Source organism: Pelomonas caseinilytica, from assembly GCF_021353235.1.
Classification (GTDB): domain Bacteria; phylum Pseudomonadota; class Gammaproteobacteria; order Burkholderiales; family Burkholderiaceae_C; genus Pelomonas; species Pelomonas caseinilytica.
This window is the reverse complement of the sequence record NZ_JAJTWT010000003.1, coordinates 324593-341736: the sequence shown is the minus strand read 5'-3', so window position 1 is coordinate 341736 and position 17144 is coordinate 324593. Positions and strand designations below refer to the sequence as shown.

Genomic DNA, 17144 nt, shown 5'->3' with positions numbered 1-17144 from the left:
ATCAGCCCGCCTTGCGCAGATCCAGCGTGAACGGGAACTCCAGGCTGCGCCGCGGTTCGCCCACCTCGACCTGGCCCGGCGTGTGGCCGTGGGCGGTGAAGCGCGCCAGGCGGCGGCTCTCGGCCTCGTAGGCGTTGACGGGCAGCGTCGCATAGTTGCGCCCGCCCGGGTGGGCGACGAAGTAGCGGCAGCCGCCGAGGGACTTCTGCTGCCAGGTGTCGACAAGGTCCACCGTCAGCGGGGCATGGACACCGATGGTGGGGTGCAGGGCCGAGGGCGGCAGCCAGGCGCGGTAGCGCACGCCGCAGACAAACTCGCCGACGCGGCCGGTCGGCTGCAGCGGCAGCGGCTGGCCGTTGACGGTGATGCGGTGGCGCGGGTCGACGAGGCCGCTCACGTGCACCTCCAGCCGCTCCAGCGAGGCATCCACATAACGCACCGTCCCACCGGCCGAGCCTTCCTCGCCCATCACGTGCCAGGGCTCCAGGGCGCCACGCAGGGTCACGTGCACGCCGCGCGAGGCGAACTCGCCGTACTTGGGGAAGCGGAACTCGAAGTGCGGCGCGAACCAGGCGGGGTCGAGCGGATAGCCGGCCGCGGCCATGTCCTCCAGCACGTCGGCGAAGTCCTCCCGCACGAAGTGGGGCAGCAGCCAGCGGTCGTGCAGCTCGGTGCCCCAGCGCACGAGATGGCTGCGGTAGGGCGTCTTCCAGAAGCGGGCCACCAGGGCGCGCAGCAGCAGCTGCTGCACGATGCTCATGCGCGCGTGCGGCGGCATTTCGAAGGCGCGCAGTTCCAGCAGGCCGAGCCGGCCGGTCGTGGAGTCGGGCGAGTAGAGCTTGTCGATGCAGAACTCGCTGCGGTGGGTGTTGCCCGTCACGTCGACGAGGACGTTGCGCAGCGTGCGGTCCACCAGCCACGGCGGCATCGCCGCGCCGAGGCTGGCCTCGGCCTTGTGGATCTCGCCGAGCGCGATCTCCAGCTCGCGCAGCTGGTCGTTGCGGGCTTCGTCCACGCGCGGCGCCTGGCTGGTCGGGCCGATGAAGAGGCCGCTGAACAGGTAGCTGAGGCTGGGATGGTTGTGCCAGTAGGCCAGCAGCGAGGCCAGCAGCGAGGGGCGGCGCAGGAAGGGCGAGTCGGCCGGCGTGGCGCCGCCCAGCACGAAGTGGTTGCCGCCGCCGGTGCCGCTGTGGCGCCCGTCGATCATGAACTTCTCGCTCGACAGCCGCGTCTGCCGTGCCGCCTCGTAGAGGAACTCCGTGTGCTGGACAAGTTCGCCCCAGTCGTGCGCCGGGTGGATGTTGACCTCGATGACGCCCGGGTCGGGAGTCACCTGCAGCAGCTTCAGGCGCGAGTCGCGCGGCGGCGGGTAGCCCTCCAGCACGATCTTGAAGCCGGTATCCTCGCAGGCCGCCTCGACGGCGACCAGCAGCTCCAGGTAGTGGTCGAGCTTCTCGAGCGGCGGCATGAAGACGTAGAGCACGCCGCTGGCCCGGCCCACGGCCTCGGCCTTGGGGCCGTTGGCCCGCCGGGGGTCGCGCGCCTCCACGCACAGCGCCGTGCGCGTGACCCAGTGGGCGCTCTCGAAGCGCGCCGGGCGCTGGGCCGCATCGGCATCGCCGCCAGCCGCACCGCCTGAGGCGGCCGGCCCGGATGGCCCGGACGGACGCAGCCCGGCCGTCGACCCGGCGGAGGCCAGGCCCCGGGTTTGCGCCCGCAACGCAGCGGCAGCCGGCAACTGGCCGCGCGGCGCGAAGGGGTCCTGCTCCACCAGATAGGGGTAGTCGCCCTGGCTCACCCAGGGCAGGGCATCCAGCGGCAGCCGCCAGCCCATGGGCGAGTCGCCGGGGATGAGGTAGAGCCGCTCGTCGCGGAAGAACCAGGGCCCCGTCTCCCAGCGCGCGCCGGCCAGCGAGGGCTCGCCGGCGTGGCGGATGGGCAGCACATAGCCGACGACGCGCGACAGGCCCTGGTCGAAGACGCGGCGCAGGCGCGTGCGCTCGAGCTCGTCGTCCAGGCGCGAGTCGAAGGGGTCGACGTTGACCGGCAGGCGCCGCTCGCGCCAGAGGTAGTACCAGGTGTCCTCATAGGCGGGCTGCACGTGCTGGTCGGGCAGGCCCAGGCGGCGCGTCAGCGCGCCCATGAAGGTGCGGGCATGCTCGTCGGTGTAGGCATGCTGCTCGCGCTCGTCGGCGAACCACTCGGGGTTGCGCCAGCAGGGCTGGCCGTCGGTGCGCCAGTGGATGGACAGCGCCCAGCGCGGCAGCTGCTCGCCCGGATACCACTTGCCCTGGCCGAAGTGCAGGAAGCCACCCTGGCCGTATTCGTCGCGCAACCGGTGCGTCAGCTGTTGGGCGTAGACACGCTTGGTCGGCCCGAGGGCCTCGGTGTTCCACTCCGGAGCGTCGCGGTCGTCCAGGGCGACGAAGGTGGGCTCGCCACCCATGGTCAGGCGCACGTCGCCGTCGGCGAGGTCGCGGTCCACCTGCTCGCCGAGCTTGAGCACCTCGGCCCATTGCGCCTCGGTGTAGGGGCGGGTGACGCGCGGCGACTCGTAGATGCGCGTGACGCTCATCTCGTGGCCGAACTCGACCTCGGACTCGTCCACCGCGCCGCTGATGGGCGCGGCGCTGCCCGGCGTGGGCGTGGCGGCCAGCGGGATGTGGCCTTCGCCGGCGAGCAGGCCGGAGGTCGGGTCCAGGCCGATCCAGCCGGCGCCGGGCAGGTAGACCTCGCACCAGGCGTGCAGGTCGGTGAAGTCGACCTCGGTGCCGCTCGGGCCGTCGAGGGCCTTCTCGTCGGGGCTGAGCTGGATGAGGTAGCCGGAGACGAAGCGCGCCGCCAGGCCGAGATGGCGCAGCAGTTCCACCAGCAGCCACCCGGAATCGCGGCAGGAGCCCGAGGCCTTGGCCAGGGTCTCCTCGGGTGTCTGCACGCCGGGCTCCAGGCGAATGAGGTAGGAGACGCTGTTCTGCACGCGTTGGTTCAGCTCGACCAGGAAGTCGATCGTCGGCCGCTCGGCGCGCGGGATGCCGGCGAGATAGGCCGCCAGCAGCGGCGTGGGCGGCTCGGCCTGCAGGTAGGGCGCCAGCTCGATCTTCTGGGCCTCGTCGTACTCGAAGGGAAAGGTCTGGGCGTGGGGCTCGAGGAAGAAGTCGAAGGGGTTGTAGACCGCCATCTCGGCGACGAGATCGACGGTGACGGTGAATTCGGTCGTCTTCTCGGGGAAGACCAGCCGCGCCAGGTAGTTGGCGAAGGGGTCCTGCTGCCAGTTGATGAAGTGCTTGGCGGGCTCGATGCGCAGGGAGTAGCTCAGCACGGGGGTGCGGCAGTGCGGCGCGGGGCGCAGGCGCACGACCTGGGGGCCGAGGCTGACCGGGCGGTCGTACTTGTAGCGGGTGACGTGCTTGAGGGCGACGTGGATGCTCATGTGCGTTGCTCCGCCGCGCGGGCTGCGGGCTGTTTGGTCGTTGGTGGGTGTTCGTAGCGAGGCCCGTGCCGGGAGTTCGCCCCGGCGGGCGACCTACTTTTTGGGCGACCAAAAAGTAGGCAAAAAGTCGCCCCTGCAAAACCGCCCCTGCGCTTCGCTTCGGGGTTCCCTGCGATGCTCGAAGCCCGGGGGCGCGCCCAACTCGCTTCGTTCGCTTCGCTCACTACGCTCAGACAAAGGGGCGCGAAGTCAGATGTTGAAGCGCGCTGCGCGCGCCCCCCGGGCTTCTGCGCTTCTCGGCGGTTTAGAAGGGGAGAGCCGCGAACAGCCGAACCCCAACAGCCGAACAGCCGGGTTGCCAATCGCGGAGGCCGGGCGTTTGACGTATCTCGTCTTCCCCCCTTGAGCACCGCCGAGCAGCGCAAGGCCTTGAGGGCGTGCGCGAAGCGCACTTCAACTTCTGACTCCGCGCAATTGTTTGACCGGAGCGTAGCGAAGGGAGTTTTGCGCGGGCCCTCAAGGTCTGAGCAGCGCAGGGGACCCGCAGCGAAGCGGAGGGCGGTGCGGCCGGGGGTCGTTTTTTGCCTACTTTTTGTCGACACAAAAAGTAGGTCGCCCGCCGGGGCGAACTCCCGGCACGGTGCACCGAACACAAAGGCTCGCAGCAAAAGCATCCCCACACCCCAGTGCCGTCAAGCCGACGGCACCAGAAAGTCTTCGCTGATCCTCACCCCCAGCTCCGCGACCTCCGCCAGGAACCCGTCCAGGAAGGGATGCAGCCCGTCCGCCAGGATCTCGTCGATGCGTCCGAAGGCGAGCTCCGCCTCCAGCCGCCCCACGCGCCGCAGCGTTTCGCCCGACTGCGCATTGGCCACGCGCTTGAGGTTGGCCTGCATGCGCGTCACGCAATGCGAGAGGGACCGCGGCATGTCGGGCCGCAGGATCAGCAGCTCGGCCACCTTGTCGGGCTGGATGACGTTGCTGTAGACCTTGCGATAGATCTCGAACCCCGAGACCGAGCGCAGCACCGCCGACCAGTAGTAGAAGTCGCGGGCCGCGTCGTGCTCGCCCTGGGACTGCTCCTGGCGATAGAACTTCACATCCAGCAGCCGCGCGGTGTTGTCGGCGCGCTCCAGGAAGGAGCCGATGCGGATGAAGTGGAAGGCCTCGTCCTGCAGCATGGTGCCCACCGTCACGCCGCGGGACAGATGGCTGCGGTACTTGACCCACTCGAAGAGCTGCGACGGGTCGCGCGTCAGCGCGCCTTCGCGCAGCAGGCGACGGAACTCCAGCCAGGTCTGGTTCATCGTCTCCCAGACTTCGGTGGTCAGCGCGCCGCGCACGGCCCGCGCGTTCTCGCGGGCCGCCCGCAGGCAGTTGAAGATGGACGAGAGGTTGCCCTCGTCGGCCACCATGAACTCCATGACGTTGCGGCCGTTGATCGCCGAATACTTGCCGCCGTACAGGCCGTTGAGTTCGGAGATGGAGACGAGGCTGCGCCAGGTCTGCTCGGACTGGTCGGCGGACTGCGGCTGCAGCGAGGTCTGGTAGGCGATGTCCAGCATCCGGGCGGTGTTTTCGGCCCGCTCGATGTAGCGGCTCAGCCAAAACAGATGGTCAGCAGTCCTAGACAGCATGCTTCGACTCCCGTTCGTTGGCCGAAAACCCCGTGCGCGCTGACGCGCGCCGCTGTGTTTTGGCTTCGCCACAAGCGCTTCGCGCTTGACCCGCCCGCTCGATATAGCGGCTCAGCCCAAAGAGATGGTCTGCGGTCCTTGAAAGCATCTTGTCGTCTCCCTCAATCTTCCAGAACCCAGGTGTCCTTGGTCCCGCCGCCCTGGCTGCTGTTCACCACGAGCGAGCCCTCCTTCAAGGCCACCCGCGTCAGCCCGCCGGGCACCATGCGCACGCTCGACCCGCTCAACACGAAGGGTCGCAGATCGATGTGACGGGGCGCCACGCCGCTCTCAACGAAGGTCGGGCAGGTGGACAGCGACAGCGTGGGCTGCGCGATGTAGTTGCCGGGGTGGGCGATCAGCCGGGCGCGGAAGGCCTCGATCTCCTCGCGGCTGGCGGCGGGGCCCACCAGCATGCCGTAGCCGCCCGCGCCGTGCACTTCCTTGACGACCAGCTCGGGCAGGTGGGCCAGCGTGTAGGCCAGGTCGTCCTTCTCGCGGCAGACGTAGGTGGGCACGTTCTGCAGGATGGGCTTTTCGCCGAGGTAGAACTCCACCATCTTGGGCACGTAGGGGTAGATGGACTTGTCGTCCGCAATGCCCGTGCCGATGGCGTTGCACAAGGTCACCTTGCCGGCCTTGTAGGCGTTGACGAGGCCGGCGCAGCCGAGCTGGGAGTCGGCGCGGAAGACCTGGGGGTCGAGGAAGTCGTCGTCGATGCGGCGGTAGATGACGTCCACGCGCCGCGGGCCCCGCGTGGTGCGCATGTAGACGAAGCCGCCGTCGACGAAGAGGTCCTGGCCCTCGACCAGCTCCACGCCCATCTGCTGGGCGAGGAAGGCATGCTCGAAGTAGGCGGAGTTGTACATGCCCGGCGTCATCACCACCACGGTGGGGTCGGACACGCCCGAGGGCGCGACGCTGCGCAGCGTGTCCAGCAGCAGGTCGGGGTAGTGGGCCACCGGCGCGATGCGGTGGCTGACGAAGAGCTCGGGGAAGAGCCGCATCATCATCTTGCGGTTCTCGAGCATGTAGCTCACGCCCGAGGGCACGCGCAGGTTGTCCTCCAGCACGTAGTAGTCGCCCGAGCCATCGGCATTGCCGGCGCGCACGATGTCGACGCCGGCGATATGGCTGTAGACGTTGCCCGGCACGTCCACGCCCATCATCTCCTTGCGGAACTGCGCGTTGTTGAGGATCTCGTCGGCGGGCACGATGCCGGCCCGCAGGATCTCCTGGCCGTGGTAGACGTCGTGGATGAAGCGGTTGAGCGCCGTCACGCGCTGGGCCAGGCCCGCCTGCATCGTCGTCCACTCGCCGGCGGGGATGACGCGCGGGATGAGGTCGAAGGGGATGAGGCGCTCCGTGCCCTCGCCCGAGTCCTTGTCGCCGTAGACGGCGAAGGTGATGCCCACGCGGCGGAAGATCAGTTCCGCCTGCTCGCGCCGCTCGCGCATCAGCGACTCGGGCTGGTCGGCCAGCCAGCGGGCGTAGGCCTCGTAGTGGGCGCGGGTGGCGGCACCCGCGGCGTTCATTTCGTCAAAGGCGGTCTGCATCGATGCTCCTCCTGCCTCGACGACGCAAATTCCGCGCCCGGATGGACGCGGCGGCTTCTGGTGCACCGCGCACAGCCGGCGTGCGCGATGCCCCTGCCGCGGGCGCCGTGGCACCAGAGTTATACCCGGCGCCCCGCCGCGCGGAGGTCAGAAGCGCAGCTGCACGCCGGTCTGAATGGAGCGCCCCGGCTGGGGTGCCAGGCCGCGGATGGTGGCCACGGCGGTGGCGTTGTAGGCCAGCTTGTTCGCGAGGTTGTCGAGCTTGAGGTACCAGAGGGCGTCCGACGTGCCCCAGTGCAGCTGGCGGGCGAGCGACATCCGCACGGTGCCGTAGCCGGCGGTCGGCGTGTCGAATTGCGCCACCCGCGTCTGGCGGGCGGCGCCGCGCCATTCCAGCCGGCCCGACCAGTCGCCGCGGCGGGCCTCCAGCCCCAGCATCGCGCGCAGGGGCGCAAGGCGCGGCAGCGGCTCCCCGGTGGCGCGGTTGTTGCCGCGCACCGCGTCGAGCTGGCTCAGCAGCGCCACCGCGGGATGGACCTGCCAGCGGCCCTCCACCTCCACGCCGCGCAACCGCGCCGGCACGGCGGTGAAGGCATAGACCGGCACCGCCTGCCCGCCGTTGTCCACCGTCTCGCCGGTAGCCTCCAGGGCGATGTAGTTGGTGAAGCGCGTTTCGTACAGGTTGACGTGCACGTGGCTGCCCTCGCCTTCCCACTTCAGGCCGAGGTCCAGGCCGCGCGAGCGCTCCAGGCCCAGCGCCGCGTCGCCCCGCTCGAATGCGGCGCTGGCCACGTGCAGGCCGTTGGCGTAAAGCTCGTAATAGGCGGGTGCGCGCTCGGTGCGGTTGAGGTTGGCGCTCAGGCTCCAGGCCTCGGAAAGCGGGTAGACGCCGCTGAGGGCCAGGCTCACCGGGCTGAAGCGCCGCGAGGCCGGCGCGCCGAAGCGGTCGCCGCCATCGGAGTCCACCGTCACGCGCTCGGTGCGCGCGCCGGCCGACCAGTCCACGCCGCCCAGGCGCGCCTGCTCCAGCACGAAGACGCCGGTGTTGCGGGTGCGCGTGCTCGGCACGAAGGCTTCCTCCCCGAGTGCCGAGAAGTCCAGGGCCTCGGTCTGCAGGCCCACCAGGCCCTTCACGGGGCCGAAAGCTGCGTGCTCGACTTCCAGGCGGCCGTCGGTGCCGGTGCTCTTGAAGGTCGTGCCGATGGCGCCGCTGCCCTCCACCTCTTGGTGCTCGTAGCGGTTGCGGCTGAGCTGCCAGCTCACGCGGTGCACCGGGCCCTGCGCCGTCGCCCACTCGCCTGCGGTCGCCAGGCGCTGGCGCTGCATGCGGATGGTCACGTCGGCCTCGGCCGTGGTGCCGTAGTTGGTGCGGTAGTCGTCCACCGAGACGCCGGCGAAGCCGCCGTCGAAAAAGACCGAGCCGCCCACCGCGCCGCCATGGCTGCGGGCGGCCGAGTTGCGCACGCTGGTGCGGCTTTCGCTGCCGTCGTCGGTGGGGCTGTCGAAGCGCGGCGCGACCTGGTTGCCGGCGTCGCGGCCGGCCAGGTCGACGTGCCAGCCGAAGCCGCCGTGCGGCTGGCCGCTGCCGCCGTCCAGCACGACGGCACCGCTCTTGTCGTGGCTCGGGCCGCCCAGGCGCAATTCGGCCGCTCCGCTCAGGCCGGGTGTCAGCGCGCGCGGGATGCGGTTGTCCAGCGTGTTGACGACGCCACCCACCGCATTGCCGCCATAGAGCAGCGCCGCGGCGCCGCGCAGCACCTCGACCTTGTCGATGACCAGGGGGTCGATGGCCACGCCGTGGTCGAAGCTCAGGTTGGAGGCGTCCACCGAGGCGCCCGAGTTGCTCAGGATGCGCACGCGGTCGCCATCCAGCCCGCGGATGCTGGGCCGGCTGGCATTGGGGCCGAAGTTGGTGGCCGCCACGCCGGCCAGGCCTTGCAGGGTGTCGCCGAGGTTGGCGGCGCGGGTCAGCACGAGCTGGTCGCCGCCCAGGGAATCGCTGGGCTGGGCCAGGACCTGGCTTTTCAGGGGGTTGCCGGTGACGACGACCTTGTCGAGGGATTCCGCCGGGTCGGCGTGGGCGAGGTGGGCGGTGACGGACAGGCAGGCGGCGGCGAGCGGCGCCAGGGCAAAGGAACGCATGGGAGAAGACTTCCGCAAGAAAGACAAGGGCCCGCGCTCCGGGGCCGGGCGCGGGAAGGCTTGGGTTTCAGGCGGAAGCGGGGGGCGCGCGAGCCTGCGGGCGCCAGGCGCCCTCGCGCGCGGCGGCCACGGCCAGCGGCGCGGCGGCCAGCACCTCGACCGCGGCGCTGCGCGGCAGGGGAGAGGGTTGGGTCGTCGGCGCCGAGCCGGACAGGTCGGCAGCGGCCAGGCAGAGGTCGCAGTGAACCAGGTGGGCGACGCCCGCGTCCCGGCGTTCGCCGGTGGCGTGCGACAGCGCGTGCACCCCCGCCATCGCCTGCGCGACGGGAAGCAGCAACGCCAGCCATAACAGCCAGTTTCTCGACCAACGACGGATACCCACGACCGCAATCCTAAACTCGACCCTTCACCGAGCCTGAAGTCACGCTGTCATGAAGCTCATCGACGCCATCCTGGCGGACGCGCCGGCCATCACCGCCATCCGCCGCGACCTGCACAAGCATCCCGAACTCTGCTTCCACGAGGAGCGCACCGCCGACCTCATCGCCCAGGCCCTGACCGACTGGGGCATCCCCGTGCACCGGGGCCTCGGCAAGACGGGCGTCGTCGGCATCGTCAAGAACGGCAGCTCCAACCGCGCCGTGGGCCTGCGGGCCGACATCGACGCCCTGCCCATCACCGAGCGCAACGAGTTCCCGCACGCCAGCACCATCCGCGGCCGCATGCACGCCTGCGGCCACGACGGCCACACCGCCATGCTGCTGGCGGCGGCCAAGCACCTGGCGACCCACCGCAACTTCGACGGCACCGTCTACCTCGTCTTCCAGCCGGCCGAGGAGGGCGGCGGCGGCGCCCGCGAGATGATCAAGGACGGCCTGTTCGACAAATTCCCCATGGAAGCCATGTTCGGTGCCCACAACTGGCCCGGCATGAAGGCCGGGCAGTTCGCCGTCAAGACCGGCCCGGTGTTCGCGAGCAGCAACGAGTTCAAGATCACGCTGCGCGGCAAGGGCTCGCACGCCGCCATGCCGCACCTGGGCATCGACCCCGTGCCCGCAGCCTGCCAGCTCGTCACGGCCTTCCAGACCATCGTCAGCCGCAACAAGCGGCCCATCGACCCGGGCGTCATCTCCGTCACCATGATCCACGCCGGCGAGGCCACCAACGTGGTGCCGGACTCGGTGGTGCTCGAAGGCACGGTGCGCACCTTCACGCTGGAACTGCTGGACCTGCTGGAGCGCCGCATGAAGGACATGACCGAGCAACTGGCCGGAGCCTTCGAGCTGACGGCCGAGTTCGAGTTCCACCGCAACTACCCGCCCACCATCAACCATCCCGCCGAAACCGACTTCGTGCGCGGCGTGCTGGCCGACATGGTGGGGGCGGAGAACGTGCAGGAGTTCGAGCCGACGATGGGCGCCGAGGACTTCAGCTACTACCTGCTCGAAAAGCCCGGCTGCTACTTCCTCATCGGCAACGGCGACGGCGAACACCGCCTGGGCGGCCACGGCCTGGGCCCGTGCATGCTGCACAACCCGAGCTACGACTTCAACGACGAGCTGATCCCGCTGGGGGGCTCGATGTGGGTGCGCCTCGCGGAAGCCTGGTTGAACCGCAACTGAAACTGCAAAGGCAACCACAGAGGCACAGAGCCACGGAGGAAAACAGCCCATGAATTTCTCTGTGGCTCCGTGCCTCTGTGGTTGCATTTTTTCCTCATGAACCACGAACAAATCATCAGCGACACCCGCGACTGGGTCGTCAAGGCCGTCATCGGCCTGAACCTCTGCCCCTTCGCCAAGTCGGTCCACGTCAACGACCGCATCCGTTACGTCGTCAGCGACGCGACCGAGCCCGAGCAACTGCTCAAGGACCTGGCCCGCGAGCTGCTGGCGCTCAACCGCGCCGATCCCGAGGAGGTGGATACGACGCTTCTCATCCATCCCGGCGTGCTGACCGACTTCCTCGACTTCAACGACTTCCTCGATGCCGCCGACGCGCTGGTGGAGGAACTCAAGCTCGACGGCGTCCTGCAGATCGCCGACTTCCACCCCGACTACCAGTTCGAAGGCAGCGCCGCCGACGACATCGGCAACTACAGCAACCGCTCGCCCTACCCGACGCTGCACCTGCTGCGCGAGGACAGCATCGCCCTCGCCGTCGAGTCCATGCCGGACACCGCCTCCATCTACGAGACCAACCTCGACACCCTGGCCCGGCTGGGCGCCGACGGCTGGGCGGCGCTGGGCCTCAAGCGCTGAGCCGGCCCTACTCCTTGACCCAGGACAGGCCGCCGGCGCCGCGCCTGGGCGCGCCGGCACGCGTGCGCAGCACGGCGTCGAAGCCGCTCTTGCCGCCGTTCCAGACGGCCGTCAGCAGGCCGACGACGTCTTCGCGGGTATAGCTGTCCAGATCCGGGCGGAACTGCTTGATGGCCGCGGCCAGCACCTCGCGCGGCAGTTCCTGGTGGGTGGCCAGGACGACGAACATCGCCGCGTAGAGATCCGGCCAGGCGGCGCACAGGCCGTGGATGCGGCGCAGCGCCTCGGCCGGCGTGGCTCGGTGACCCGGCACCAGCCAGTCCGGCGCCTCGGGACCTTCCTCCTGCATGGCATCGCCCATGGCGTTCTCCTCGCCGCCGCCTTGCCAACGGCCTGACTCCCCGCAGCGAGTGTCAGTCATTTATGAGTGGCAGGCGAGGCCCCGGCACATCCTTCGGCAATCCGTGCAAACCGTGCAGCCTAGCGGTTCCTGACGCCGCGTTCATGCGGCAAACTCCGCGGTTGCTCCCGCGCGAACGCAGCCATGCAACCGAAATCCCTCGCCCTGATCGACGACGACGCCGACTACTCCGAATTCCTGACGCAATTCCTCCAGGAGCAGGGCATCGCGGTCAGCCGTTTCGACGACAGCAACGCGCTGCTGGCCGCGCCCGATGCCTTCTCCTTCGACTTCTACCTGGTCGACCTGATGCTGCCCGGGGTCAACGGCGTGGAGCTGATCAAGATCCTGCGCCGCCGCACGGACGCCGGCGTGGTGGTGGTGTCCGGCCGCCTGGGGCCCGAGGTGTTCCGTGAGGTCATCACGGCCGGTGCCGACATGTACCTCGTCAAGCCGGTGCAGTTCGAGCAGGTGTCCCTGGCCATCGCGGCCGTGCAGCGGCGCGTGGCCAAGCCGTCGTCGGCCGACGCCGTCTGGAAGCTCGACCGCGCCAGCGGCGAGCTGGTGGTGCCCGACGGCACCCGCATCCAGCTCAGCGAGGCCGACCGCCAGTTGCTCGAATGCTTCGCTCAGGCCGGCGGCGAGCCGGTGACGCGTGAGGCCCTGCTGAACAAGCTCGGCCGCGAGCTGCCCGAGGGCGAGGCCGACGACGGCCTCTCGGCCACCATCTACCGCCTGCGCCGGCGCATCGAGCGCGCCACCCCCACCCTCGTGCCGCTGCAGAGCAAGTCGCGCGTGGGCTACGTCTTCCGCGCGCCGCTGCAGCTCATCTAGAGCGTTCGCAGTACCACGGCATTGCGCCCGCCGCGCTTGGCCTCGTAGAGGGCGGCGTCGGCGCGGTCGATCAGCGGGCGCACGTCCGCGTCCTCGGGCGACGCCAGGCTGACGCCGATGCTCACGGTGATGCTCCCGACTTCCGGGAAGCTCGCCTGCTCGACCGCGGTGCGGACCTTCTCCGCCGCCATCACGGCCTCCGGCGCACCGGCCAGTTCGGGCAGCAGCACCGCGAACTCCTCGCCACCGAAGCGGGCCGCGGTGTCCGTCACCCGCACGGAGCCCTGCAGCAGCTGGGCGAGCTGGCGCAGCACGGCGTCGCCGGCCGGGTGGCCGAAGTGGTCGTTGATGCGCTTGAAGTGGTCCACGTCGATCAATATCAGGCCGTGTACCCGGCCGCTCTGCCGGCCGTAGCGGTGGGCCAGGGCCTGCGCCTCGGCCAGGCGTGCGTCCAGGCTGCGGCGGTTGTGCAAGCCGGTCAGCGGGTCGCGCGTGGCCAGGTGTTCCAGCGCCGCGTTGGCCGCCTGCAGCTCGGCGGTGCGCTGCTGCACCTGTGACTCCAGCGTGGTGTTGGCCTGCTGCAGCTCCTGCTCGGTGCTCAACAGGGAGCGCGCCATCGAGCGCATGGCGTCGCTGAGCCGGCCCAGCTCCTGCGCGGCCGGCTTGGCGGGGAAGTCCGGAATGCGCCGCTCGGCCTCGACGCGTTCGGCGATGCGGGCGAGATGCTCCACCGGCCGGCTGATGCGGCGCGCCAGCAGCAGGGCCGCCAGGGTCAGCGCCGCCGCCGCCAGGGCGCCGAGCAGCACCAGCTCGCGGCGCAGGTCGCGCACCGGTCGCAGCGCCTCGTCCAGCGGCTGGCGGGCGACGATGCGCCAGCCCAGCTCGGCGCTGGTGCGGGCCTGCAGCGCCGCTTCGGCAGCCAGGTAGGTGCGGCCGTCGAACACCAGCTCGCCCTCGAAGCGGCCGTTGGCCAGCCGGGGCAGCACGGCGGCGCCGGCGACCTGCTCGGCCTTCAGCGCCTTGGGGTAGAGCACGCGGCCCTGGCGATCGAGGATGAGGGCGTCGATGCCGCTGTCCGGATGCTGGCGGCGGGTCACGCCTTCGACCAGGCCGGTGATCCAGCGCCAGTGCGCATGCGCGCCGACGACGCCGCGCAGCCGCCCTTCGGCGTCGCGCACCGGCGCGGCGAAGTCGATGAAGCGCGTGGGCTCGCCGTTGGGCTGGGCCGGCAGCAGGGTGGCCAGCAGCTTGGCCTCGTGGACGTCGCCGACGTAGGTGCGCTCGCGCCCGGCGACGAACCATTCGCGCTGCGCCACCGAGCGTCCGACCAGCATGCCCGAGGTCGCCTGCACGACCTGGCCCCCGGCGTCGGCGATGCCCAGCCAGGCGAACTCGCCGTGCAGCTCGGCGCGCCGGTCCAGCGAGCCGCGCACTCGCGCCGAGTCGAGCGGTCCGTCGACGAGATGAGGCGCCAGGCTGAGCAGCTCGATCTCGCGCTCGCGGTCACGCAGCTCGGTGGCCAGCAGCTCGGCGGCGGACTGGGCCGTCGCCCGCACGGCGGCCTTCTGGGCCGCGTAGAGCTCGTCGGTCGCCAGCGTGCCGAGATAACCCCCCACCAACGCCAGGATGGCCAGGGCGAGGGTGCCGAGCACCAGGCTGAGCTGGCCGCGCAGGCTCAGGGGCAGCCTCATGCGGCGGGCGCGGGCCGGCATGCGGCGAAGCGGGTCATCTGCATCGGGTCGGGTGCGGAGGGCCGGAGTCGCCGCAGTCTAGCGGCCCCGTCGAGCGCAACAAGGCTATCCCGCCTGTGGCAGCGTCAAGCGCATCACGGTGCCGAGCGGTCCGGTGCGCGCCAGCTCCGCGCTGCCGCCGTGCAGGTCCATGACACGGCGCACGATGTACAGCCCCAGGCCGTGCGTCGCCTCCGCGCCCACGCCGCCGCGGGCGCCGCGCGTGAACAGCCGCGGCAGCAGCTCCCGCGGAATGCCCGGCCCGGCGTCGGCCACCTCGAACTGCAGGGCCGCGGGCTCGTCGAAGTCCATCACGTGCAGGGTGACGGGGCTGGCGCCGGGCGCGTACTTCAGGGCGTTGGACAGCAGGTTGCGCAGGGCCAGGCGCAGCAGGCTCATGTCCATCAACGCCGTGCGGGTGGCGGTATGGCGGTGCACGACCACGCGGTCGCGCTGCTCGCGCGGCAGGTCGGCGATGGTCACGGCGATCAGCGTGTCGATGTCGGTGTCGAGCCGGGCGATGCGCCCGCCGGCCGCCAGCAGGCTGGCCGCGGCCAGGGTGTTGTCCACGCCGGCCAGCACCTGGCCGAGCACGGCCTGGGCGCGCATCAGCCTGTCCTGGGCCTGCTGCTCGCCGTGCCCGGCGAGGCTGGCGACGGCGCTCTGCAGCGCGGCGCTGGCGTTGTTCAGCGGCTGGCGCACCTCGTGGGCCAGCACGTCCAGCATTTCGGAACGTTCGCGCAGCAGTTGATCCAGCTCCTGCACGTGGCGTTCGGTCTGGCGGCGGATGTGCTGCTCCTGCGCCAGCTCGGCGCGGCGCTGCAGTTCGTCGGTGATGTCGTCCACCAGGCACAGCGCGCGCAGCGGCCGGCCTTCGGCGTCGTATTCGGCCACGGCCGAGATGAGGGCGTCGCGCAGCCGGCCGTCAGCGCAGATCAGCCTGACGGGACAGTCGTCCGCATGACCGTCGCGCCACAGCACGGGGCGGTGCACGTCGCGCACCTGCTGCGCGGCCTCGGGCGTCAGGAAGTCGTCGACCGGCCGCCCCAGCACCTGCTCGCGCCGGTAGCCCAGGCGCTCCAGCCAGCGGTCGGACACGCTCAGCACCCGCCCGGTCGGGTCCACCGAATGCATCAGCGCCGGCGTCGACTCGTACAGCACCCGCAGCCGCTGGCGGCTGTGCTCCAGCTCGACGGCCGCGCGGTGGTGCTCCGTCACGTCCTGGCAGGCGCCGACGAGGCGCACGGGCACGCCGTCCTGCCAGTCGACCTGGCCTTGGGACAGTACCCACACCGCGCGGCCCGAGGCGGTGACCAGGGGCAGCTCCAGGCTCCAGGGCTCGCCGTGGCGGATGGCGCGCTGCACGGCGGCCTCGATGACGGGCCTGGCTTCGGGCTTGTAGTAGCTGATGGCTTCTTCGAGCGTCGGATGGTGGCCGGGCGCGAGGTCGTGGATGCGGCAGGTCTGGTCGCTCCACACCAGCCGCAGGTCGTGCAGGTCCAGGCTCCAGCCGCCGACGCCGGCCACGCGGCCGGTGCGGTCCAGCAGGGCCTGGCTTTCGCGCAGCTCGCGTTCGGTGCTGAGCTTGTCGGTCACGTCCTCGGCGATGCCGACGAAGCCGTCGATCTCGCCGCCGGGCCCCGGCAAGGGCCGGGCGCGCACCCAGACCTGGCGCCGCCCGCTGCCGCCGCCGGGGCGGCGCACCCGGTAGCGCATCTCGAAGGGCTCGCGGCGCTCCACGCCTTGCCACCATTGCCCCCGCGCCGAGGCGGCGTCCTCGGGGGCCAGGGCAGCGATCCAGCCCTCGCCGAGGGCGGCCCTCGCCTTCATGCCGTAGATGCGCTGCCAGGCCGGATTGGTGTAGATGACCTGCCCCTGCGCGTCGCTGCGGAAGACGCCCAGCGGCGCCGCCTCGGCCAGCACGCGGAAGGGCTGCTCGGCCTGGGCCGTGTCGTGGGTGCGCGCCAGTGCCCGCTCGCGCATCATCAGCGCCTCGGCCGCCGCATCGGCCAGCCGGGTGAGGGCCTCGCGCTGCATCTCGCTCAACTCGCGCGGCCGGTAGTCGACGACGCAAAGCGTCCCCGGGTGGCTGCCATCGTCCAGGCGGATGGGCACGCCGGCGTAGAAGCGCAGCGCCGGGTCGGCCTGCACGTCGGGATGGCTGGCGAAGCGCTCGTCCAGCCGTGTGTCGTTGACCTCGAAGAGGCCGTCCGCCACCAGCGTATGCGCGCACAGGGTCAGGGCCCGCGGCGTCTCGTTGCGGCCGAAGCCGACGGCCGCCTTGAACCACTGGCGCCTGTCGTCCATCAGGCCGAGCAGGGCCACCGGCGTGCCGCAGAGTTGGGCGGCCAGGGCGGCGAGTTGGTCGAACAGCGGCTCGGGCGCGGTGTCCATGACGGACAGCGCCGCCAGGCGGGCCAGGCGGCGGTCTTCGTCGGGCAGGTCGGGCGTCACCATGAGTGCAAGCTTAGGGCCTGTTTTCCCTGGGGCGCCGAGGGGCCGACTTGCGGCAAGATGCCGGCATGCAAGAGGATGAGGTCGACACGCTGATCCACCGCGTCAACGCCGGCGAGCCCGGTGCGCGCGACGCCCTGTTCGCCGCCGCCTACCCGGCTCTCCGGGAGCTGGCGCGGGCCCGCCTGCGCGACGGCGGCGGCAACGCCGGCGGGCTGCACACGACGCTGCTCGTGCACGAGAGCTATCTGCGCCTGGCCCGGGGCGACCGGCTCAGGCCGGAAAGCCGGGGCGAGTTCTTCGCCTACGCGGCCCGGGTGATGCGCGAGTACATCGTCGACACCCTGCGGCGGGCCGGCTCGGAGTCCATGACGCTGGACACCCGCATCGAGGGCCAGGCGCCGGAAAGCCACGACGTCGTGCTGCGCCTGCACGAAGCCCTGGCCGACCTGCAGGCCGCCGAGCCGCGCCTGGCCCAGGTCGTGGAGATGCGCTACTTCGGCGGCTACACCGAGGCCGAGATCGGGGCGGCCCTGGGGCTGACCGAACGCACCGTGCGCCGCGACTGGGACAAGGCCCGTCTCATGCTGCTGTCCCTCTTGCGCTGAAATGAGTCTGCCCCCGGCCCAACCCCGCGCGCTGAACGCGGCGCGTGTCTGGT

13 protein-coding genes are annotated in these 17144 nt (G+C 70.9%); 4 read left to right on the top strand and 9 right to left on the bottom strand.

The window, feature by feature from the left end:
• Position 1 precedes the first annotated feature (1 nt).
• The 6 genes from LXT12_RS08865 to LXT12_RS08845 form a co-directional block, all read right to left on the bottom strand.
• Positions 2–3430, bottom strand: a complete 3429-nt coding sequence (locus tag LXT12_RS08865) for a transglutaminase family protein (RefSeq protein WP_233391231.1) — start codon at positions 3428–3430, stop codon at positions 2–4.
• 692 nt (positions 3431–4122) lie between these two features.
• Positions 4123–5067 carry an alpha-E domain-containing protein gene (locus LXT12_RS08860; protein ID WP_233391229.1) on the bottom strand — a complete coding sequence of 315 codons (945 nt, stop codon included), beginning with the start codon at positions 5065–5067 and terminating at the stop codon, positions 4123–4125.
• Positions 5057–5215, bottom strand: a complete 159-nt coding sequence (locus LXT12_RS27120) for an alpha-E domain-containing protein (RefSeq protein WP_414708829.1) — start codon at positions 5213–5215, stop codon at positions 5057–5059. Before LXT12_RS27120 ends, LXT12_RS08860 begins: the two co-directional genes overlap by 11 nt.
• A 13-nt stretch (positions 5216–5228) precedes the next feature.
• A complete protein-coding gene (locus LXT12_RS08855) occupies positions 5229–6662 on the bottom strand; it encodes a circularly permuted type 2 ATP-grasp protein (protein WP_233391228.1) in 1434 nt (477 codons plus the stop codon).
• A 147-nt stretch (positions 6663–6809) separates the two neighbouring features.
• The gene (locus tag LXT12_RS08850; RefSeq protein ID WP_233391226.1) at positions 6810–8804 is read right to left on the bottom strand and encodes a TonB-dependent receptor; all 1995 of its coding nucleotides are present in this window, start codon (positions 8802–8804) and stop codon (positions 6810–6812) included.
• Between the two features lie 67 nt (positions 8805–8871).
• Positions 8872–9141 (bottom strand): DUF2946 family protein, encoded by a 270-nt coding sequence (locus LXT12_RS08845; RefSeq protein WP_233391225.1) that lies wholly within the window; start codon positions 9139–9141, stop codon positions 8872–8874.
• A 94-nt stretch (positions 9142–9235) separates the two neighbouring features.
• On the opposite strand from LXT12_RS08845, the gene LXT12_RS08840 reads away from it, so the two are divergent.
• Positions 9236–10426 (top strand): M20 aminoacylase family protein, encoded by a 1191-nt coding sequence (locus LXT12_RS08840; protein WP_233391223.1) that lies wholly within the window; start codon positions 9236–9238, stop codon positions 10424–10426.
• A gap of 96 nt (positions 10427–10522) precedes the next feature.
• Entirely contained in the window at positions 10523–11065 is a 543-nt protein-coding gene (locus tag LXT12_RS08835) for a DUF1415 domain-containing protein (RefSeq protein WP_233391221.1), read from the top strand.
• A 7-nt stretch (positions 11066–11072) separates the two neighbouring features.
• Here LXT12_RS08835 and LXT12_RS08830 read toward each other — a convergent pair whose 3' ends face one another.
• On the bottom strand, positions 11073–11486 hold the full coding sequence (locus LXT12_RS08830) for a hypothetical protein (protein ID WP_233391220.1): 414 nt from the start codon (positions 11484–11486) through the stop codon (positions 11073–11075).
• A gap of 123 nt (positions 11487–11609) precedes the next feature.
• On the opposite strand from LXT12_RS08830, the gene LXT12_RS08825 reads away from it, so the two are divergent.
• Entirely contained in the window at positions 11610–12299 is a 690-nt protein-coding gene (locus LXT12_RS08825) for a response regulator transcription factor (RefSeq protein ID WP_233391219.1), read from the top strand.
• Here LXT12_RS08825 and LXT12_RS08820 read toward each other — a convergent pair.
• Both LXT12_RS08820 and LXT12_RS08815 read right to left on the bottom strand, forming a co-directional pair.
• Entirely contained in the window at positions 12296–13990 is a 1695-nt protein-coding gene (locus LXT12_RS08820) for a sensor domain-containing diguanylate cyclase (protein ID WP_233391217.1), read from the bottom strand. The two genes, LXT12_RS08825 and LXT12_RS08820, sit on opposite strands and share 4 nt — an antisense overlap.
• Positions 13991–14095: 105 nt before the next feature.
• The gene (locus tag LXT12_RS08815; RefSeq protein ID WP_233391216.1) at positions 14096–16486 is read right to left on the bottom strand and encodes a PAS domain S-box protein; all 2391 of its coding nucleotides are present in this window, start codon (positions 16484–16486) and stop codon (positions 14096–14098) included.
• A gap of 65 nt (positions 16487–16551) precedes the next feature.
• Between LXT12_RS08815 and LXT12_RS08810 the strand changes: the two genes are divergently transcribed.
• A complete protein-coding gene (locus tag LXT12_RS08810; RefSeq protein ID WP_233391215.1) occupies positions 16552–17091 on the top strand; it encodes an ECF-type sigma factor in 540 nt (179 codons plus the stop codon).
• The last annotated feature ends 53 nt before the right edge of the window (positions 17092–17144 follow it).

Coding starts and splice junctions, on each gene's coding strand:
- LXT12_RS08810 (WP_233391215.1), top strand. CDS start 16,552: ATGCAAGAGGATGAGGTCGACACGCTGATCCACCGCGTCAACGCCGGC.
- LXT12_RS08865 (WP_233391231.1), bottom strand. CDS start 3,430: ATGAGCATCCACGTCGCCCTCAAGCACGTCACCCGCTACAAGTACGAC.
- LXT12_RS08820 (WP_233391217.1), bottom strand. CDS start 13,990: ATGAGGCTGCCCCTGAGCCTGCGCGGCCAGCTCAGCCTGGTGCTCGGC.
- LXT12_RS08855 (WP_233391228.1), bottom strand. CDS start 6,662: ATGCAGACCGCCTTTGACGAAATGAACGCCGCGGGTGCCGCCACCCGC.
- LXT12_RS08830 (WP_233391220.1), bottom strand. CDS start 11,486: ATGACTGACACTCGCTGCGGGGAGTCAGGCCGTTGGCAAGGCGGCGGC.
- LXT12_RS08860 (WP_233391229.1), bottom strand. CDS start 5,067: ATGCTGTCTAGGACTGCTGACCATCTGTTTTGGCTGAGCCGCTACATC.
- LXT12_RS08835 (WP_233391221.1), top strand. CDS start 10,523: ATGAACCACGAACAAATCATCAGCGACACCCGCGACTGGGTCGTCAAG.
- LXT12_RS08825 (WP_233391219.1), top strand. CDS start 11,610: ATGCAACCGAAATCCCTCGCCCTGATCGACGACGACGCCGACTACTCC.
- LXT12_RS08840 (WP_233391223.1), top strand. CDS start 9,236: ATGAAGCTCATCGACGCCATCCTGGCGGACGCGCCGGCCATCACCGCC.
- LXT12_RS27120 (WP_414708829.1), bottom strand. CDS start 5,215: ATGCTTTCAAGGACCGCAGACCATCTCTTTGGGCTGAGCCGCTATATC.
- LXT12_RS08850 (WP_233391226.1), bottom strand. CDS start 8,804: ATGCGTTCCTTTGCCCTGGCGCCGCTCGCCGCCGCCTGCCTGTCCGTC.
- LXT12_RS08815 (WP_233391216.1), bottom strand. CDS start 16,486: ATGGTGACGCCCGACCTGCCCGACGAAGACCGCCGCCTGGCCCGCCTG.